Origin of the sequence: Mycobacterium sp., from assembly GCF_039583785.1 — a bacterium.
In the GTDB taxonomy this organism is placed as follows: domain Bacteria; phylum Actinomycetota; class Actinomycetes; order Mycobacteriales; family Mycobacteriaceae; genus Mycobacterium.
The window spans coordinates 1-17,689 of sequence record NZ_JAVKSG010000018.1 but is presented as its reverse complement, the minus strand read 5'-3'; the positions used below and the strand labels follow the sequence as shown (position 1 = coordinate 17,689).

The 17,689-nt window shown below is 67.3% G+C and carries 14 protein-coding genes and 1 tRNA gene; 3 read left to right on the top strand and 12 right to left on the bottom strand.

Annotated features, from left to right (window positions below; translation table 11 throughout):
* Window positions 1-51: 51 nt before the first annotated feature.
* The 10 genes from ABDV69_RS08515 to ABDV69_RS08470 all read right to left on the bottom strand — a co-directional run bounded on the left by ABDV69_RS08515 (window position 52) and on the right by ABDV69_RS08470 (window position 13,061).
* Window positions 52-3,300, bottom strand: coding sequence for an arabinosyltransferase domain-containing protein (locus tag ABDV69_RS08515; RefSeq protein WP_343573255.1), 3,249 nt, complete (start codon window positions 3,298-3,300; stop codon window positions 52-54).
* A complete protein-coding gene (locus ABDV69_RS08510) occupies window positions 3,300-5,252 on the bottom strand; it encodes a galactan 5-O-arabinofuranosyltransferase (RefSeq protein ID WP_343573253.1) in 1,953 nt (650 codons plus the stop codon). Before ABDV69_RS08510 ends, ABDV69_RS08515 begins: the two co-directional genes overlap by 1 nt.
* Entirely contained in the window at window positions 5,253-6,035 is a 783-nt protein-coding gene (locus tag ABDV69_RS08505; protein WP_343573252.1) for a decaprenylphospho-beta-D-erythro-pentofuranosid-2-ulose 2-reductase, read from the bottom strand.
* Window positions 6,036-7,418: an FAD-binding oxidoreductase gene (locus ABDV69_RS08500; RefSeq protein WP_343573250.1), complete on the bottom strand. Its 1,383-nt coding sequence runs from the start codon at window positions 7,416-7,418 to the stop codon at window positions 6,036-6,038.
* 32 nt (window positions 7,419-7,450) lie between these two features.
* A complete protein-coding gene (locus ABDV69_RS08495) occupies window positions 7,451-7,861 on the bottom strand; it encodes a GtrA family protein (RefSeq protein WP_343573248.1) in 411 nt (136 codons plus the stop codon).
* A gap of 119 nt (window positions 7,862-7,980) precedes the next feature.
* Window positions 7,981-8,811: an ABC transporter permease gene (locus ABDV69_RS08490; protein WP_343573247.1), complete on the bottom strand. Its 831-nt coding sequence runs from the start codon at window positions 8,809-8,811 to the stop codon at window positions 7,981-7,983.
* Between the two features lie 49 nt (window positions 8,812-8,860).
* On the bottom strand, window positions 8,861-9,760 hold the full coding sequence (locus ABDV69_RS08485) for a glycosyltransferase family 2 protein (RefSeq protein WP_343573245.1): 900 nt from the start codon (window positions 9,758-9,760) through the stop codon (window positions 8,861-8,863).
* Window positions 9,753-10,550, bottom strand: coding sequence for an ABC transporter ATP-binding protein (locus tag ABDV69_RS08480; protein WP_343573244.1), 798 nt, complete (start codon window positions 10,548-10,550; stop codon window positions 9,753-9,755). The genes ABDV69_RS08485 and ABDV69_RS08480 overlap by 8 nt, the downstream gene beginning before the upstream one ends.
* A 7-nt stretch (window positions 10,551-10,557) precedes the next feature.
* Window positions 10,558-11,022 (bottom strand): bacterial proteasome activator family protein, encoded by a 465-nt coding sequence (locus ABDV69_RS08475; protein WP_343573281.1) that lies wholly within the window; start codon window positions 11,020-11,022, stop codon window positions 10,558-10,560.
* Between the two features lie 47 nt (window positions 11,023-11,069).
* Complete coding sequence (locus tag ABDV69_RS08470) at window positions 11,070-13,061, bottom strand: DUF6541 family protein (protein WP_343573242.1); 1,992 nt, start codon at window positions 13,059-13,061, stop codon at window positions 11,070-11,072.
* Window positions 13,062-13,171: 110 nt separating this feature from the next.
* Between ABDV69_RS08470 and ABDV69_RS08465 the strand changes: the two genes are divergently transcribed.
* The gene (locus tag ABDV69_RS08465; RefSeq protein WP_343573240.1) at window positions 13,172-14,368 is read left to right on the top strand and encodes a cysteine desulfurase-like protein; all 1,197 of its coding nucleotides are present in this window, start codon (window positions 13,172-13,174) and stop codon (window positions 14,366-14,368) included.
* A gap of 70 nt (window positions 14,369-14,438) precedes the next feature.
* On the opposite strand, the gene ABDV69_RS08460 is transcribed toward ABDV69_RS08465, so the two are convergent.
* The gene (locus ABDV69_RS08460) at window positions 14,439-15,419 is read right to left on the bottom strand and encodes an NAD(P)H-quinone oxidoreductase (RefSeq protein ID WP_343573238.1); all 981 of its coding nucleotides are present in this window, start codon (window positions 15,417-15,419) and stop codon (window positions 14,439-14,441) included.
* Window positions 15,420-15,485: 66 nt separating this feature from the next.
* Here ABDV69_RS08460 and ABDV69_RS08455 point away from each other — a divergent pair, with 66 nt between their 5' ends.
* Both ABDV69_RS08455 and ABDV69_RS08450 read left to right on the top strand, forming a co-directional pair.
* Window positions 15,486-15,974 carry a MarR family transcriptional regulator gene (locus ABDV69_RS08455; protein ID WP_343573236.1) on the top strand — a complete coding sequence of 163 codons (489 nt, stop codon included), beginning with the start codon at window positions 15,486-15,488 and terminating at the stop codon, window positions 15,972-15,974.
* 20 nt (window positions 15,975-15,994) lie between these two features.
* Window positions 15,995-16,081: transfer RNA gene (locus ABDV69_RS08450), tRNA-Ser, on the top strand.
* 142 nt (window positions 16,082-16,223) lie between these two features.
* Here ABDV69_RS08450 and lipE read toward each other — a convergent pair.
* Complete coding sequence (gene lipE / locus ABDV69_RS08445; RefSeq protein WP_343573234.1) at window positions 16,224-17,468, bottom strand: lipase LipE; 1,245 nt, start codon at window positions 17,466-17,468, stop codon at window positions 16,224-16,226.
* Between the last annotated feature and the right edge of the window lie 221 nt (window positions 17,469-17,689).

Sequence of the window (17,689 nt, the reverse complement as noted above, 5' to 3'; positions counted from 1 at the left end):
CGAAGGCGATCGCAAGCGCGGCGGGAGCCGGGCGCAGCGGGTCGCCGCCAGCTAACCGCGTCGTAGCGGAGCGGGGCTCCACAGGCCGCTGCGGGTCGCGGAACCAAGGTCGAGTTCAGCCGGCTCGGCGTCGGGGTAGTACGGCGTCAACCGTTGCAGCGTGCCCCAGTCGCGGGACCAGTCGTCCTTCAGATACGTCGCCACCGTGCTCGCGCGCACCAGCAATTCAGCGACGCCGAGCGGGCCGCCGCCGTTTTTGTCCATCACCGGCGAGTTGGCCTCGGCGCCGAACCGGTCGGGCAGTATCCGCCACTTCGGCACCTCGTCCACGCCGTTCTGGTGGCCGAACGGCCGCTGGCACGGGAATGCCAGGCCGACCAGCCAGTCCAGCAGTACCGGGTCCGACGAACCGACCACCTCCTGCAGCGTGCGCAGCCGTGGGATCCGCGGCGGGGTGACGGCGATCCAGTGCATCGGCGCCAAGTCTTCGTCGCTGACCACGACTCGCACCTGGGTGGCGTCCGCGGGTAGCGCGGACAGCGGTGCCCGCAGGTTACGCCACGCCGGTGCCGCACCGACGTCGGCGAGTCCGGTCGAGCCGCCCGGCTTGTTGGCGGCGGCCTGCTTGTCGTTGGCCCACTGGATTTCGACCTCGCCGTAGTTGAACCGGCCCGCCGCCGACACCACCAACAGCGGTCCGGACTCGCTGCGGGGAGGCAGCTTGTACCAGGCCGACCGTAGCCGGGCCGGCACCTGGACGCCGGATCGCCAGCTGCCCAGCACCGGGGTGTGTGCCGGATCGAGACCGTAGGGTAGCCGCGCGCGCGAGCCGTTGATGCCGGGCGCGGCCGTGGTGCCGCCCTCGTTGCCGGCTTCGCCGCTGGTGACGTTCCCGTCGTCGCTGACGAAGCTGCGGTCACCGGGACGTTCCATCACCGGGTCGGCCGACACCGAAGCGGGAATACCATTGGCGTCGAAGCCCTCGGCGAAACCGCCTGCCAGCGCATCTTTCTCGTCCCCGGAGACCGGCTTGAGCATCCCGGCGTTCGGGTCCTGCTCGACGAGGACGTCGGTGGCCAGGCCACAGGTCTTTCCGGTTAGTGCCTGCAGGTTGGAGCGCCCCACCGACCACGCCGGGTACTGGTCGGTCATGCCCAGTGTCAGTGACAGCACCTGGAAGAAGACCACCGCCCACGCGGCAATTCCCAACGGGGATCGGATGATTCGACCCAACCGCGAATCGCGGGGCGGGTCGGCGTCGGTGCCGCTCCTGACGAAGTGGAACCAGGCCGCCAACATCGCGGCAAGAACGCTCAGCCCCAGGAAGCCGGTGGTGAACCCGAAATGCCACTGCGGGAACGCATTCGACCACGGCACACCGAAGTTCGAAACATACCACCAGCCGTTGACGCTGGCGAACGACAGTGCGACGACGAACAACACGATCGAGGCGAACAGTGTCCGGTTGCGTCGCGAGCGCATCGCCGTCGCGGTCACCGCCACCGCGGCCAGCGCGGCCAACGAACCCGCCAGCCCGGCGAACACCCCGAAGTGGTGCGTCCACTTGGTGGGCGTGAACATCATTGCGATGAACGAGATCACCGTGATCCCGATGATGCGACGGCTCGGCCCGGTGGCGGTGCCCGGAATCCGCCCCTTGCGCAACGTCATTGCGATCGACACCGCGAGCGCGACCAGCAGCACCAGCAACGCGAACCGTCGGGCGATCGATCCGTCCGGGCTGGCCATGAACAGCCGCTCGTAACGGATGTGCTCGTCGAACCAACTCAGGCTGGGTCCGAGCGCGCGCTTGAGCGAGGTCGCCTGCAGCTCGCCGGCCAGCGTCTGGTCGCGGAAGATCAGGATCACGTTGACGGTGATCGCCGCGACGATCGGCGCCAGCAGCGCCAGCACACCGAACCGCCGCGAGCGGCGCGCGACGATGGTGCGCAGCGGGCCGATTGCGACCAGCAGCGCACCGATCGACGCGATACCGGTCGGCCCGGAGAACAGCGTCAGCGCGCCGATGATGCAGGCCGCAGCCACCGGCAGCAGCCGACTGGTGGCCACCGCGCGCTCGACCGAACACCAGGTCAACAGGATGCCGAGGGCGATGATCGGCTCCGGCCGCAGACCGTTGTCCAGGGGCAGCCAGACCGCCAGGAATACGCCGGCGGCGCTCCATGCCGCCGCGCGCGAGGTCTTGACGGCATGGCCCAGCCGCGGAATGACCTCCCGGCTGATCACCCACCAGCAGGCCAGCGCCATCAGCAGCGTCGGCAGCCGCATCCAGATGCTCGTGGCGCTGACATGCGCCCACAGCGCCAACAGGTCGTAGTACCAGCCGAACGGCGCTTCGGGCGTACCCAGCCAGCGGTAGTAGTTGGCCATGTAGCCGGCGTGCTCGGACACCCGGGCCATGGTCAGGATGTAGCCGTCGTCGGCGGTGTTGGCGCCGACGAAATGCCACCACACCAGCACCAGCGTGACCAGGCCGTCGAGTCCGCTGATCGACCACCAGCGCGGCGGCAGGAAGCGACGGTGCCGGGTGCCGTCGGCGGTGTCCAGCACGTGCAGTGCGATCAGCGCGGCCAGCGTCAGCGCGACGCCGAGCACCATCGCGGCCATCTTCTCCGGCGTCGGCGAACTGCTGTAGCGGGTGTCGATGGTGGCCGAGAGTGTCAGACCGGGCGGAGCCGGCCCGGTCAAGTCGGTGAAGACGCCGACGATCTGCGGCCGGAAGTCGTAGCCGCTGCGCTCACCGCGCCGGGCCGCGCCGGGATGCTCGGCGGTGGGGCCCTGTGTGAGGCCGACGAACTCGCCGATGACCCGGTCGGCGTGCGCGGTGAACACCAATTTCTGGCAGTCGCTGCTCAGCACCTGGCTCAACGGCGCGACAACCAGGGGCACGTTGCGCAGGACCAGCACGAGGTCGTCGTTGGCCCGCTCGATCAGCAGTCCGCGGTCGACGGCCTTGGGTGCCTGCTTGGGGACCGTCGACAGCAGCACAGTCTTGCCCGGGCCGGACAGGCCGGCGGCGGCCTGGCACGGGATGCTGATGTTGAGGTCGGTGGCGACGTAGCCGATCAGCGGGGCCGCGACGCTGCTGAGCATCCCGTTTTGCGGCCAGTTCAGTTGGGCGGTGGTCTGTTTGACCGGTAGCAGCGGCGTCGCGATGGCCAGTATGCTGCCCAGCAGACCGGCGACGACGGCGACCAAGCGGGCGACCCGATAGCTCCTGTCCGTGTCGCCCACGGTGCTTGATGCTAATTGCTCCCGCCGCGCCGCCTCGGTAGCCATCAGGGTTTGCGAATGGCCAACACGAACGGGCCGATCGTGGTCACGCTGAACCGCGGGTCGGCGAAGATCGCGGCGTCGAGCTCCACCGTGTAGCGACGCACGTTGGGCTGGTTGGGGTAGACGTCTTCAGCCAGTCGCAGGGTGTAGCTGCTTCCCCCGGTCAGCGATGCAGCGCCCGCCGAGCCGCCGTGCCGCATCAGGAACACCGTCGGCGGCGCCCACGGCAGCGTGTCCAGCGCGTGGACGAACGGGTCGGCGGTGGTGAGTTTGGCCCAGCCCTTGATTGCGGCCGAGCGCTTGTCGAACTGCGCCAGCGGGTTGGCGTAGTGCGACGTCAGGCTCTGAAATCCGTAGTAGGGGTAGTACGACAGGAAGCTGTAGTCGGCGGTCAACACCACCGTCTGGTCGCGTGGTCTGCCGGTCGTCCGGGTGATCGCGCTGTCGATCTGGCCGTAGAACTTCTCCGAGCCAGGCGGACGGCGGTCGCCGCGCTGGCCGTGACCGTCGGTGTCGGTGTAGGCGATGGTCAGGTCGGGCCTTAGCACGTCGGGGATGTCCTGGCTGAACGCGATCGCCGCGGCCAGCCCGATCGATGTCGCCACCGGTAGCACGGCGCGGCGCCAGGCCCGCTCGCGCCCTCGCGCGGCTAAAGCCGAAGTGAGCTCGACGAAGCCGAAGACACCCGCGGCGGTCAGCAACACCGTCAGGGTGGGCTGCAGACGGAATGAGAGCAGCGTGGTGCGGGCCAGGGTGGCGAGCATCGACAGCAGCGACCACGCGTAGACCGCGAGCACGCCGATGGCCAGGCCGGCCGCGCGCACCGACGTCCGCGCTCGTATGACCAGCCACAACGTCCCCAACAGGCACAGCGCGCCGAGCAGGGTGAACGTCAGCATCGGAAAGGTCAGCTCGGCGCCGTCGGCCGGCAGGTAGTGGAAGGCACTGCCGGTGTTGCTGACCGGGTCGTGAGCCGCGCGCAGCAGAAACGGCAGCCAGGTCGTCGTCGCGATGGCTGCCGCGATCGCGCCGATCACGGCCAGCCGGGCCAACGGGTCCAGCGCGGCTCTGAGCCCGTCGCGGCGCCGCGACGCCGCCAGCGTCAGCGCCATCAGCAGCAAGGTGAACGCGCTGTAGGCCAGCAGCAGCGAGTAGAAGGTCGCCGCAACGCCCAGGAAGATTCCCGCGCCGATCACCGCAGCCCAGCCACCCCTCGCGAGTGTGTGGCCAGTCTCACGTTCGACGTCGAGCGCGCGGCCAGCTTCACGATCGCGAGCACGCAGACCCGACCAGGCCAGGACAAACACCGGCGGTAGCAGCACGGTGAGCATCGCCGAGTACGGCTCCGGCGAGCTGTAGGCCAGCGTCACCGCGGCCGTCGCGGTCGTGACGATCAGCGCGTACTCGAAGCGGATCATCCGCGACCACAACACCAACGCCATGGCGATCGCGATCGTGATGGAGGTGATCGCCCACGGCTTGAACGTCTCCCAGCCAGGCGTGCCGGTCAGCGCGGCAACCCGCCCGCCGATCCAGAACCAGCCCGGCGGGTAGAACGGCGGCAGACCGGCGTATGTCATGTCGTGCAGCGTCGGGCTGTCGGTGAACCGAGTCAGGTATTCGGTGCGGAACTGCTGGTCGACGGAGATCCCGAACAGGTAGAGCTTGGTGGCGCCCAGCGGCATGCCGAGCGTCACCACCGAGAAAGCCGACACGAAGACCGTCGCAAGCAGCTGCGCCATTATGCGTCGGCCACGCCGTGAAACCCAACCCGCATAAAGCAATCCGGCCAGGCAGCCGACCTGGCCGACCGTCGTCAGTGCGTGCAGTTGATTCGACGACGGGTAGGCCGGCCACTGCACTCGGCCGATCGCGGTCAGCGACACCACCGCGACCGCCGCTGCGATCGCGACCGCAATCACCAGGTGGCCGACGGCGGCCAGCGCGTTGCGCATCTAGAAGGGCAACTTGCGGAAGATCGGCCGCGGAATGTGCCGCAGCACCGTCATCAGGTAGCGGACCGGGCCGGGCGCCCAGACGAGCTCTTTGCCCTTGGCGGCCGAGGTGACCGCAAGCTCGGCGACGTACTCCTTGTCGACGGTGAACGGCGCCTCCTTGGCGCCGGTCGACTTCCAGTGCTCGAGTGTGGTTGTGGTGCGAACCTGACCGGGCCGGATCACCAGCACGCGAACCCCGTACTCGCGCAACGCCTCTCCGAGTCCGAGGTAGAAGCCGTCCAGGCCGGCCTTGGTGGAGCCGTAGACGAAGTTCGACCGGCGCACCCGCTCGCCGGCGACTGAGCTCATCGCGATGATGCGGCCGAAGCCTTGCCCGCGCATCTTCTCGGCTAGCAGAACGCCGACGGAAACCGCTGCGGTGTAATTGATCTGGGCGATCTGCACCGCCTTGCGCTGGTCCTGCCACAGCTCCTCGGCATTGCCGAGCAGACCGAACGCGACGATAGCCACGTCGATATCGCTGCCGCCGAAAGCAGCATCGATCACCGCGGGGTGACTCGCGGTGTCGACACCGTCGAAGTCGATCCACTCGACCGACTTGGCTCCCGCCGCCTTCATCTGCGCGACGGCCTTGTCCTTGCCCGGGTGGTTGGGCAGGTCGGCCAGCACAATTCGCGCGTGGGCGTTCTGCAAATAGCGCTCGCAGATGGCCAGCCCGATCTCGGACGTGCCGCCCAGTAGCAGGATGGCCTGCGGGTTTCCTACGGCGTCAAGCACCATTTACAGCAGCTCCAAACGTCGGGCCAGGTCGGAGACGAAGACTCCGGAGGGATCGACCTTGCGGCGCACCGCAATCCATTCGTCGATACGGGGATACATGGCGTGGAAGTTGTCGGCACTGACCCGCGAGTCCTTGGCCGTGTAGACCCGACCGCCGAATTCCATGACGCGGGTGTCGAGTTCGTTGAGGAATTCGTTGACGCCGGGCTTGTTCGGGAAGTCCATCGCGACGTTCCAGCCGGCCATCGGGAAGCTCAGCGGCGCCTTGTTGCCGGGGCCGAACAGCTTGAAGACATTGAGGAACGAGTAGTGGCCTTGGGTCTGAATCCACCGGATGATGCCCTTGAACTCCGCCATGGCGTCCGGCGGCACCAGGAATTGATGCTGGGCGAAACCCATTGGGCCATAAGCATATTGCCACCCGGTCGTCAAATCCAGCATATGATAGAACTGCGTCAAGTTGACGATCTTGTCCCGGTAGTTCCCGCTCATCCGGTAAAAGGCCGCACCGGCCATGCTGCCGGTCAGCTTGGTCACCACGCCGACCGGGAACACGTTGGGCACGGCGGGCAGTTGGGGTGCGGTGAACTGCAGCGGATTCTTGGCCAGCTTGGGCGGTAGCTGGTCCAGCCTGGCCAGGCTGCCGCGGCTGATCGCCGCACGGCCCAGCTTGGGCGGCGCGCTGATCGAGTCGAACCAGGCACTGGAGTAGGTGTAGTTGTCCTCGGTGCCGTCCAGGTGCGCCGCGACCGTCTCGTCCAGATCATGAGTGGCAATCCCGTCGGCGATGAAGTACGCGGTCTCGGTCGGCGTCATCGCGATGGTGGCGCGTAACACGATCCCGGTCAGACCGTTGCCGCCGACGGTGGCCCAGAACAGCTCGGCATCCTCGCCGTCCGGCGTGAGGTGGCGGATCTGCCCGTCGGCGGTCAGCAGCTCCATCGACACGACGTGGTTGCCGAAGCTGCCCGCGCTGTGGTGGTTCTTGCCGTGGATGTCGCAGGCGATCGCCCCGCCGACGGTGACCTGGCGGGTGCCGGGCAGCACGGGCACCCACAGCCCGAACGGCAGCGCCGCCTTCATCAACTGGTCGAGGCTGACGCCGGCGTCCACCTCGGCCCGGTAGCTGTCGGAGTCGATCGAGTGGATCTTGTGCAGCGGCGTCATGTCGATCACCAGGCCGCCGCCGTTTTGCGCGTTGTCGCCGTACGAGCGGCCCAAGCCGCGGGCGATCACGCCGCGACCACCGGAGTCGGCGACCTGGCCGACCGCCTTGGCGATCAGCTCGGTGTCCGGGGTCGACAGCACGTCCGCGACCGACGGCGCGGTGCGGCCAAAGCCCGTCAGCGGGGTTTTAGTGGTGGGAATGTCGCTGCTCAACATCGTCAAAGAGGGTACCGCCTGAACTGGGCCGCTCAGCGCAGGCGGAAGATCACCGACCGCTGGACGACGAAGTTGATCACGGTCGCGGTGCCCTGCGCGATCACGAATGCGGCTGGCACTCGCCACGGCTCGTGGACGAACTGCAGGTAGAACAGGTAGTTGATGCCGACCTGAACGCAGTAGGTGAGCGCGTAGAGCACGCAGACCGCGATGAATCGGGCCCGGCTCGGCGGCGCCTGGAACGTCCAGCGGCGGTTGATCAGGTAGGCGGTGGTGGTGCCGGCGATGAAGCTGAGCGACTTGGCGACGTTGACCTGCAGGCCGACCTGCAACAGCACGACGTACAGCCCGAAGTCAACGATCGCGGACAGGCCGCCGGTGACGATGAATCGCCACGCCTGTGTCTTCAGCGGCAGCGGGGAGTTCGCCGCGATCTCAGCCATCGGCGGGAAGTCTACGGGGGGCCGGTGCGCGACCAAGCCGGACCGCGAAACAGCAGTCAGGGTCGCGCTCCGCGGCGCATCGCAGCCCTGGCTTCTGCCTCGCGGACCAACCAGGCCCGCTAGACCCAGTAGGCCACCCGAGCCCGGTACTGGCGCATCGCGAACGCCGCCATCAGCCAGCCCACGACCGTCAGCCCGATCACGACCGCCCAGTGCCGCAGCTCCTGGTGCGACCCGAGCAGCGGCGCGCGCACGATGTCCACATAGTGCAGCAGCGGGTTGAACTCGACGATCTTCGCCCACTGCCCGGCGCCTTGCTGTCGCAGCGTGGCGTCGTTCCAGATGATCGGCGTCATGAAGAACAGCAACTGGACGACGGAGAACAACAGCGGGCCGATGTCGCGGAACCGGGTCGCGAGGATGCCGAAGCACAGCGACACCCAGACGCAGTTCAGCACGATCAGCGCCAGCGCCGGGATCACCGCCAGGTCGGCCCACGACCACGGTTTCGGAAAGATGATCGCGATGACCAGATAGATGACGATGTTGTGCCCGAACAGGATCATCTGCCGCCACACCAGCCGGTAGACGTGCACGCTCAGCGGCGTCGGCAGTTGTTTGATCAATCCTTCGTTGGCGACGAACACCTCGGCGCCGTCGAGGATGGACGCGTTGATCAGATTCCAGATGATCAGGCCGAGGGTGACGTAGGGCAGGTGCACCGACAGCTGTAGGTGGAACAACTTGGAGTACAGCCCGCCCATCGCGACGGCGGTGGTGCCGGTGGCGATGGTGATCCAGAACGGCCCCAGCACCGAGCGGCGGTAGCGCTGCTTGATGTCCTGCCAGCCCAGGTGCAGCCACAGCTCGCGGCGGCGGTACCCGTCGGCCAGGTCACCCCAGGCCCGGCCAAACGTCTTCGACTCCGACGCGATATCGACCGAGGTCATCGGCGCCACTCCTTCGCATCGCTGCGCTCTGCATCGTCATTGGCGCGGGTCATGAGCGCCTTTCGAACTGTTCGCGGCGGCCCAGCCGGCGCAGCCGCAGCCACTCCAGCAGACCTTTGGGGTCGCGACGGGATATCAGGAAGAACCAGCCGAACCGAAGCCATTCCTGGACAACCAGTTTGCGCAGACCGGGCTGCGCCATCAGGTATCCGCGGTTGCGGTAGGTGAAGTAGCGCTTGGTCGCGTCGTCCGGATACTGCGCGTGCATCCTCCCCGCCAGGATCGGCTTGAACTCCGCCGACCCGCAGGGATGCAGGTACGCCGTGTCCAGACAGGTGCCGAACGCCAGCCCGGAGCGGACCAGCCGACGATGCATCTCCACCTCGTCGCCCCGGACGAACAGTCGAAGGTCGGGCACCCCGATCGCCTCGAACGCCGACGCCGCAAACAGCGCGCCGTTGAACAGCGACGCGATGCCCGGCAGCAGGTGCTGGCCGGCCTCGGTGCGTAGTTCGCTGACCAGCCGCCGCCAGACCAGGCCGCGGCGCAACGGAAACGCCAGCCGCGCAGGGTCGTCGGCGTTACACACCATCGGCGACACTTCGTCCAACCGATGCGTGTCGGCGCAGGCGAGCAGGGTGGCCAGCACCTCGCTGTCCTGCGGGTGACCGTCGTCGTCGGCCAGCCACACCCAGTCGGCGCCCAGTGCCAGCGCGTGCAGAATGCCGAGCGCGAAACCGCCTGCGCCGCCGAGGTTTCGGTGCGACGGCAGATATGTCGTCGGAACGGGTTGCCCCGCAACCAGATCGCGGACACGGTCGTCGGAATCGTTGTCGACCACGATCAACTGGTCCAGCGGCCGACTCTGGGTACTCAGCACGCCCAGCGACTTGGCCAGCAGGTCGGGGCGCCGATGAGTCACCACGACGGCGCACACCATCTCACTCACGAGGCGATGCCGTTTCCGCCAGCACCTCGCGCACGTGCCGAGCGGCGTCTTCGCCCTCGTAAGACCGCACGACGTCTTCGATGCTGCCGGTGAGCTTGATGACGCCGTGGTCGATCCACATCGCCGTCTTGCACAGCCGGGCCAGGAATTCGTTGGAATGGCTTGCGAACACCAGGATTCCGGACCGCTCGACGAGTTGCTGCAGCCGCGTCTGCGCCTTCTTCAGGAAGTCGGCGTCGACGGCACCGATGCCCTCGTCGAGCAGCAGGATCTCCGGGTCGATGCTGGTGACCACGCCCATCGCCAACCGCACCCGCATCCCGGTGGAGTAGGTCCGCAGTGGCATCGACAGGTAGTCGCCGAGTTCGGTGAAGTCCGCGATCTCGTCGACCTTGGCCAGCATCTGCTTGCGGGTCTGCCCGAGGAACAGCCCGCGGATGATGATGTTCTCGTAACCGGAGATCTCCGGGTCCATCCCGACGCCGAGGTCGAACACCGGCGCCACCCGGCCGCGGATGAGGGCCGAGCCGCGGGTCGGCTCGTAGATCCCCGAAAGTAGCCGCAGTAGAGTCGATTTCCCGGCCCCGTTGTGGCCGACCAGTCCGACCCGGTCACCGAGTTCCAGCGACAGGGTGATGTCCCGCAGCGCCTCGATGACCACCACGTTGGACGCATTGCGCCCGATCGAGCCGCCCAGGAACGTCTTCTTCAGCGAGCGCGACTTGGCGTCGAAGATTGGAAACTCCACCCACGCGCCGTGGGTTTCGATGTGTGGACCAGTTGGTGTCACCGGTTGCCTACAGGTATTGCCCAGTGCCGGAACCGGATCTGCCGTGGCCGGTGGCTCCCGGCGGCAAGCCACGTTGCTCCCGCATCTGCTCTAGCTGCGCGCGGGCGGCCATCTGCTGCGCGAACAGCGCGGTCTGGATGCCGTGGAACAGCCCTTCCAGCCAGCCGACCAGCTGGGCCTGCGCGATGCGCAGTTCGGCATCGGACGGGACGCTGCCCTCGGTGAACGGCAGCGTGAGCCGATCGAGCTCGTCGCGCAGCTCTGGCGCCAACCCGTCTTCGAGCTCGGCGATGCTGGTGGCGTGGATCTCGCGCAGCCGGTTGCGGCTGGCGTCGTCGAGCGGTGCCGCCCGCACCTCCTCGAGGAGCTGCTTGATCATCGTGCCGATCCGCATCACCTTGGCCGGTTGCTCGACCAGGTCGGTGATCGAGCGGTCATCCGGGTCTTGGTCGGTATCTTGCACCATCGCCATCAGCCGGGGGTCGACGCTGCCGATGACCTCGATGCCGTCGTCATTACTCAATGCTTGTCACCTTTGGGAGTTGTGGGGGTGCGCCCAGGACCCAGCCATTCGTAGATCCAGGCGTCACCGCCGTCGTAAATCTTCCTCCACCACTTCGAATGGTCTATCGACACTAGTCCGTCCGGCACTTTGAACCCCCGAACCGTGGGCGCGCTGGTCAGGATGTATCGGATGTTGAGCGCCTTGATCGCCTCGGGGACTAATGCGCGCTTGTCCGCGGGCACCCCGGGCAGTGCGTCGGCATCGGCGTACGCCCAGAAGATGTACCGGTAGTAACCCGGGCCGGTTTGCTGCGGGAAGTCGTAGTGCGTCCACAGCGGGTGCAGGTCGGCGACCGCGTACATCCACGCGGTGCCGTCGACGTTGGAATTGCCGATCAGCGTGGTCCGCGCGCCCGGCAGCGCGGCCAGGTGGGCAAAAGCGTCGAGGTCGTGCTGGTTGATGATCACCGAGTCGTACTTGTCGCCGAACAACACCAGATGCCGATACAAGTAGTGCCGCGCGGTGAGCACGGTGGTCAGCGTCAGTAATGTCACGACCGTCGAAACCCAGACGGCATCAGGCGCTTTCACCAGCATCCTGCCCAGCGCGACGGCGCCGACCACCAACGTGAACACCGCGACCGCCGCCATCGGGGTCACCAGCATCGTCACCACCGCGGAGAGTCGGCGCGGGTCGTTGTAGAAGAACTGGCTGAACTGCTCGATCGCTGTGCCCAGCGGATTGCGGAACGGCGCCCCGGAGTAGATCGTCGCCACGGTGAGCACCAGCCAGAGGACCGGCGGCCACCAGAGTTTCTTGTACAGCAGGATCGCCATACCGAGGCCGCTCAGTGCGACCAGGGCGTACTGCGTCGGGAAGTCGTTGAGGTGACGGGTGTGCAGCAGCAGCGCGTCGATCACGCCCTGCTTGACGGGCTTGAAGCTGGGGAAGGCGTGCCCGGCGATGATGCCGGCCTGCTTGGCCACCCCGATGAACTGCGACGCCAGGATCAGCACCGCCGGCACCGCCGAGGCCGCGAGCGTCAGCAGGTCGGCGAGCCGGCCGCGCACCGGATGCCACCACCCGTCCATCAGCCACCAGGCCGCCGCGAACAGGATTACCACGAAGCCCCCGGTCAGATGCACCGAGAAGACACCGACCAGCGCCAGCACCGCCGACGGCACCCGGTCACGGTGCGCCAGCGTCGAGACGACCAGAACGAACGTCGGGATCGCGACGCCGTAGGCCGCCAGGTTCGGCATCGCCGCGGTGCCGAACTCTACGTAGGGCACCGAGGTGAACGACGCGGACAGCGCCGCCGCCGTCGCGGCCAGGCCCGCGGCATACCGGGTGCGGGGGCGGGCCAGGTGCCAGGTCAGCATCGCGGCGCTGGAGGGGAACAGCCAGACCGCCGCCGCCACCGCGCTGACCGTGTAGCCGGTCGTCGGGGCCGCGCCGGTGAGTTGGCAGTAGACCGCGGTCAGCGCGTGAAACACCGACGGGTAGTACAGCGGCTGGTGGGTCTCGACATTGCGCAGATCGCCCATGTGGGTCGACGACGCCTGGCCGGTGTCGAGGATGAAGCGGACCGTGTTGGCGTGCCAGACCGCGTCCCAAGTGCTGGGGATCGACTGCCAATGGACCAGGCCGCGAGAGGCCGCCCACATGATCAGCAACCCGCCCAGCACCACCCCGGCAGCCATCGTCAACGCCTGCCGGCGTTCGATACCCAGCGCTTGAGCCGCCTCGTCCCGGTAGCGGGCCGCCAACGGCTGCACACCGATCATCACGATGCCCACCGCGGCGAGTGCGGCGAGTGCTGTCCACCCGTTCCAAGGGATGCCGATTGCGCCGAACGGGATTATCGCCAGCGCGACCACGCCGTAGGTCAGCGCCGGGCCAACTGCGATGGCGATCGGCCATGTCAGCGCAGCGATTCTTCCGACGATGGCCCCCGGGACGATCAGCAAAAACAAGGCGATCAGCGTTCCGAAGCACAGCCCCACGCGATTATTATGGCGGGCCGGGTGACCTGGCTCGGGACGGCGGGGATGTATCCGGGTGCCGGGTAGGCGTCCCGGTTCCGCTTATTGTGCATGGCTCTAAGGTGGCTGCTATGGCATACGACGTCGCTCGAGTGCGCGGGTTGCACCCGTCGCTCGGGGACGGTTGGGTGCACTTTGATGCCCCGTCCGGAATGCTCATTCCCGACTCGGTGGCGACCACCGTCTCGACGGCCTTCCGCGGGTCCTTTCCCAGCACCGCCGGCCCGCACCCGTCGGCCAAACGCAGCGTGGCCGTGCTCGACGCGGCCCGCCAGGCGGCAGCAGACCTGGTCAACGGCGACCCCCGCGGTGTGGTGCTGGGCGCCGACCGTGCGGTGTTGCTGGCGTCGCTGGCGGACGCATCGTCGACCCGCGCCGGCCTGGGCCACGAGATGGTGGTCACCCGCCTCGACGACGAGGCGAACATCGCGCCCTGGCTACGTGCGGCGAACCGGTTCGGCGCCAGGGTCAAGTGGGCCGAGGTCGACATCGAGACCGGCGACCTGCCGTCGTGGCAGTGGGAGGGCCTGATCGGGCAGTCGACGCGGCTGGTCGCGGTGACGTCGGCGTCGGGGACGTTGGGCACCGTCACCGATCTGCGCTCGGCGACCAAGCTGGTCCACGACGTCGGCGGGTTCGTCGTGGTCGACCATTGCGCTGCGGCGCCGTACCGGCTGATCGACATCGACGAGATCGACGCCGACGTGGTGGCGGTCAACGCCGTCAACTGGGGCGGTCCGCCGTTGGGCGCGTTGGTATTCCGGGACCCGGCGATGATCAACACGTTCACCTCGGTGTCGACCAACCCGTACGCAACCGGGCCGGGCCGCCTGGAGGTCGGCGTGCACCAGTTCGGCCTGCTCGGCGGCTTCGTCGCCAGCATCGAGTACCTGGCCTCGCTCGACGAGTCGGCCCGCGGGACTCGGCGCGAAAGGCTCTCTACCTCAATGCAATCCGCGACGACTTACCTGGACGGGATCTTCGAGTACCTGATGGGGTCGCTGCGCTCGCTGCCGCGGGTGGTGGTGATCGCCCGCCCAGAGTCGCGGATTCCGGTGGTCAGCTTCGCGGTGCACGACGTGCTGGCCGAGCGGGTGGTGCAACGGTTGGCGGACAACGGGATTCTGGCGATCTCCGATGCCAACTCGCGGGTGCTCGATGTGATCGGGGTCAACGACGTCGGCGGCGCGGTCACCGTCGGCCTGGCGCACTATTCGACGATTGCCGAGGTCGACCAGTTGGTACGCGCTTTGGCGTCGCTGGGCTGACGTCACGGCGCGAGCAGACGCAGAATCGCACAGTTCGCAGCGCGAACGTGCGATTCTGCGTCTGCTCGCGCTACTCGACCGTCAGCACGATCTTCCCGGTCACCTCTCCCGCGGACAGCAATCGGTGCGCCTCGCCGGCCTGCTGAATCGGCAGCCGAACCCCGATCACCGGGCGGACACGCCCGTCGGCAATCATCGGCCACACCGACTCCGTCACCGCTGCGACGACGTCGCTCTTGCTGTTCGGCCCGGTCGTCGGCCGGCCGCGTAGCGTCGTGCCGATCACCTGCGCTCGTTTGCCCATCAGCTTGGCGATGTTGAGTTCACCCTTGACCCCGCCCTGCATGCCGATGATGACCAGGCGGCCGTCGGTGGCCAGCGCGTCGAGGTTCCGGTCCAGGTATGCCGCCCCCATGATGTCGAAGATGACGTCGGCTCCGCGGCCAGCTGTCTCCTCGTGCACCCGCGCGACGAAGTCCTGGTCGCGGTAGTTGATCAGGATTTCGGCGCCGAGTTCGCGGCACGCGTCCAGCTTGGCCGCTGAGCCAGCGGTGACGGCGACCCGGGCGCCCAGCGCGCGGGCGATCTGGATGGCATGGCTGCCGACGCCGCTGGCACCGCCGTGCATCAGCAGCAGTTGACCCTCGTGCAGATGTGCCGTCATCACCAGGTTCGACCAGACCGTGCACGCCACCTCCGGCACCCCCGCGGAGTCGACGAGGTCGAGGCCGACCGGATGCGGCAGCACCTGACCGGCCGGAACTGCGACGTATTCGGCGTAGCCGCCGCCGGACAGCAAAGCGCAGACTTCTTGTCCCGGCGCCCAACCGTGGACGTCGTCGCCGACTGTCTCGATGACGCCGGAGACTTCCATCCCGAGCAATTCGCTCGCGCCGGGCGGCGGCGGATACTGGCCGGCGGCCTGCAAGAGGTCGGCCCGGTTGACCCCGGCGGCGCTGACCTTGATCAGCACGTCGTCACGGCCCGGGGTGACGTCTGGGACTTGCTTCCACTGGAGTCGATCGGCCGATTCGGCGACTATGCCATGCATGCTTGCCACGCTACTACCTGCCGATTGTGACTGTTCCAAAGGCGATGTGTCGCATAGCATGACGTGATGGCCGCCCTGATTGCCGGCCGGACAGCCAGTGAGATGCCCGGGCTGGATGTTGCTGAGCAGAAGTCGTGGCAACACTTCCTGGATTCCACCCTGCGGTTGTATGCGACGCTCAATCGTCGACTCACCGAGGTACACCAGCTGTCGGTGTTCGACGTCAGGGTCCTCGACATGTTGGATCATGCCCCGGCCGGCTGCGCCCGGATGGGTGACCTCGCCGAGGCGTTGGCGTCGCTGCCGAGTCGGCTCACCCGCCAGGTCCGCCGCCTGGAGGCGCAGGGACTGCTACGCCGCGAGGCGAGCCCGGACGATCGGCGCGGGGTGGTTGCCGCGATCACCGATGACGGTCGCAGGATTGCGCGAGAGGCCATGGTGACCTACGCCGAAGGCATCCGCGCCCACTTCCTCGGCCCGTTGTCGCGCTCGCAGGTTGTCGCGGTCGGCGAGAACTGCCGTCGGATCAGCGCCGCACTGAAAACTTGTGACTAGGCCCGGCTACCCTTGTCCGCGGTGGCGTGGCAGAGCGGCCTAATGCACTCGCCTTGAAAGCGAGAGACGGCTAACACCGTCCGGGGGTTCAAATCCCTCCGCCACCGCTCTTACGCGAGCAGAGTGAACTGCGCTGACGTGATGCCGCTCCGGTGACCTCGTCGGTGATCATTGTCGGCCGCGAAGTAGTCCTGCGATCGCCCGGCTAGCACGGGTACTGCGCCTGCACCGCTCAACTATGACGCAGGTTTACCGAACGCGCGGTATCTCAGCGGCGATGGTGTCCATCAAGGCGGTGTACCGCTTGACCTCTGGGTCGCGGCCGGGCTTGCCGCTGCTGACCACGCCGGCTGCCAGCTGGCGCTCGGGGTCGTTCCAGATCGCGCAGTTGACCAGCCCCAAATGGCCGAACGCCTTGTCGGCACCGCGGCCGAACGGGCCGAATCTTTTTGTGCCGAGCTGGAATCCGGTGCCCCAACGAGCCGGCAGCAGACCGGTAGCGACGTCCGGTCGCAGCCGGCGGCATTGCTTCGCCGCGCCTTTCAGTGTTTCCGGGCTCATCACCCGGACGCCGTCGAGTTCGCCTCCACGACGCCATATTTCGGCGAATCGCGACATCTCGTCGGCGTTCGAGATGGTGTTGGACGACGGGACGACGGTCTTGAGGAACAGTGGCGTGTTGGTGATCGGGATGATCTCATGTGTCGTACCCCCGACCGCTTTGCGGAAGGCGGCCGCGATCGGCGCCGGCAGCAACGGGTTGCCGGTGGGGTGGCTGTGCGCGACCAAGGGGATATCTTCTTCTGCCACACCGAAATTAGTCCACCGGAAGTTCAATGGGTCGAGGATCTCGGTGGCCAGGATATCGCGGATGTCCTTACCGGTGGCGGCGTAGACGATCTCGCGCATCAGCGGACCCCAGGTCAGCGCGTGGTAGATGTGCACCAGACCGGGCCGGTAGAGCGGCCGCAGGTTGCCGAGTTGCTCCTGCGCGTATGCGTGGTCGTCGGCCCGCTTGAGATCCGGGCGCGGTCCGGTGGGGAAGGGGACGCCGGCGCTGTGGGTGATCACGTGCCGGATGGTGGTGCGGTCTTTGCCGTGACTGGTGTACGACGGGATGTACTGGCAGACCCGATCATCGAGCGAGAAATGCCCGCGCTCGACGAGCATGTGTACGACGGTCGCGGTGATCGCCTTCGCCGACGAGTAGACACAGAACGGTGTATCGGTCCGGACGGGGATCTTCTCCGCGTCCGGTGCGTCGGTGGGGGCGTTGCCCCAGCCATGGCCGATGGCCCGGTTAAGCACGACCTTGCCGTTGTGCCGCAAGCACACCTGGATCGCCGGATGCATGCCGGCCTGGTACCAGTGGCGGGCGGCCAGCCAGATCCGCTCGACGGCCCGCGGGTCGATCCCGGAGTGGTCTTCGTCGCCGACCGCAGTGACGGAGTCGAGGTCGGCGGGGATCTTAATTCTGCCCTGTAAGTCGCTCATGCCGCGAGGGTACGGGGGAGCCACGTCGTCGAGTTATCCGCAGTTGGACTGTTATCCACAGATGCGGCTTTGTGGGGTGCGGGGTGTCGGACTCCGTCGTTATTATTCGAACATGTGTTCTAGTAGTCGTGAGGAGGTCGTCGAGGTGCTCGACGGTCTTCGGGCTGCGGTCACGCGCGCGCTGGATCTGAGGTTCGAGGTGTTGACCACCCCGGAGCGGC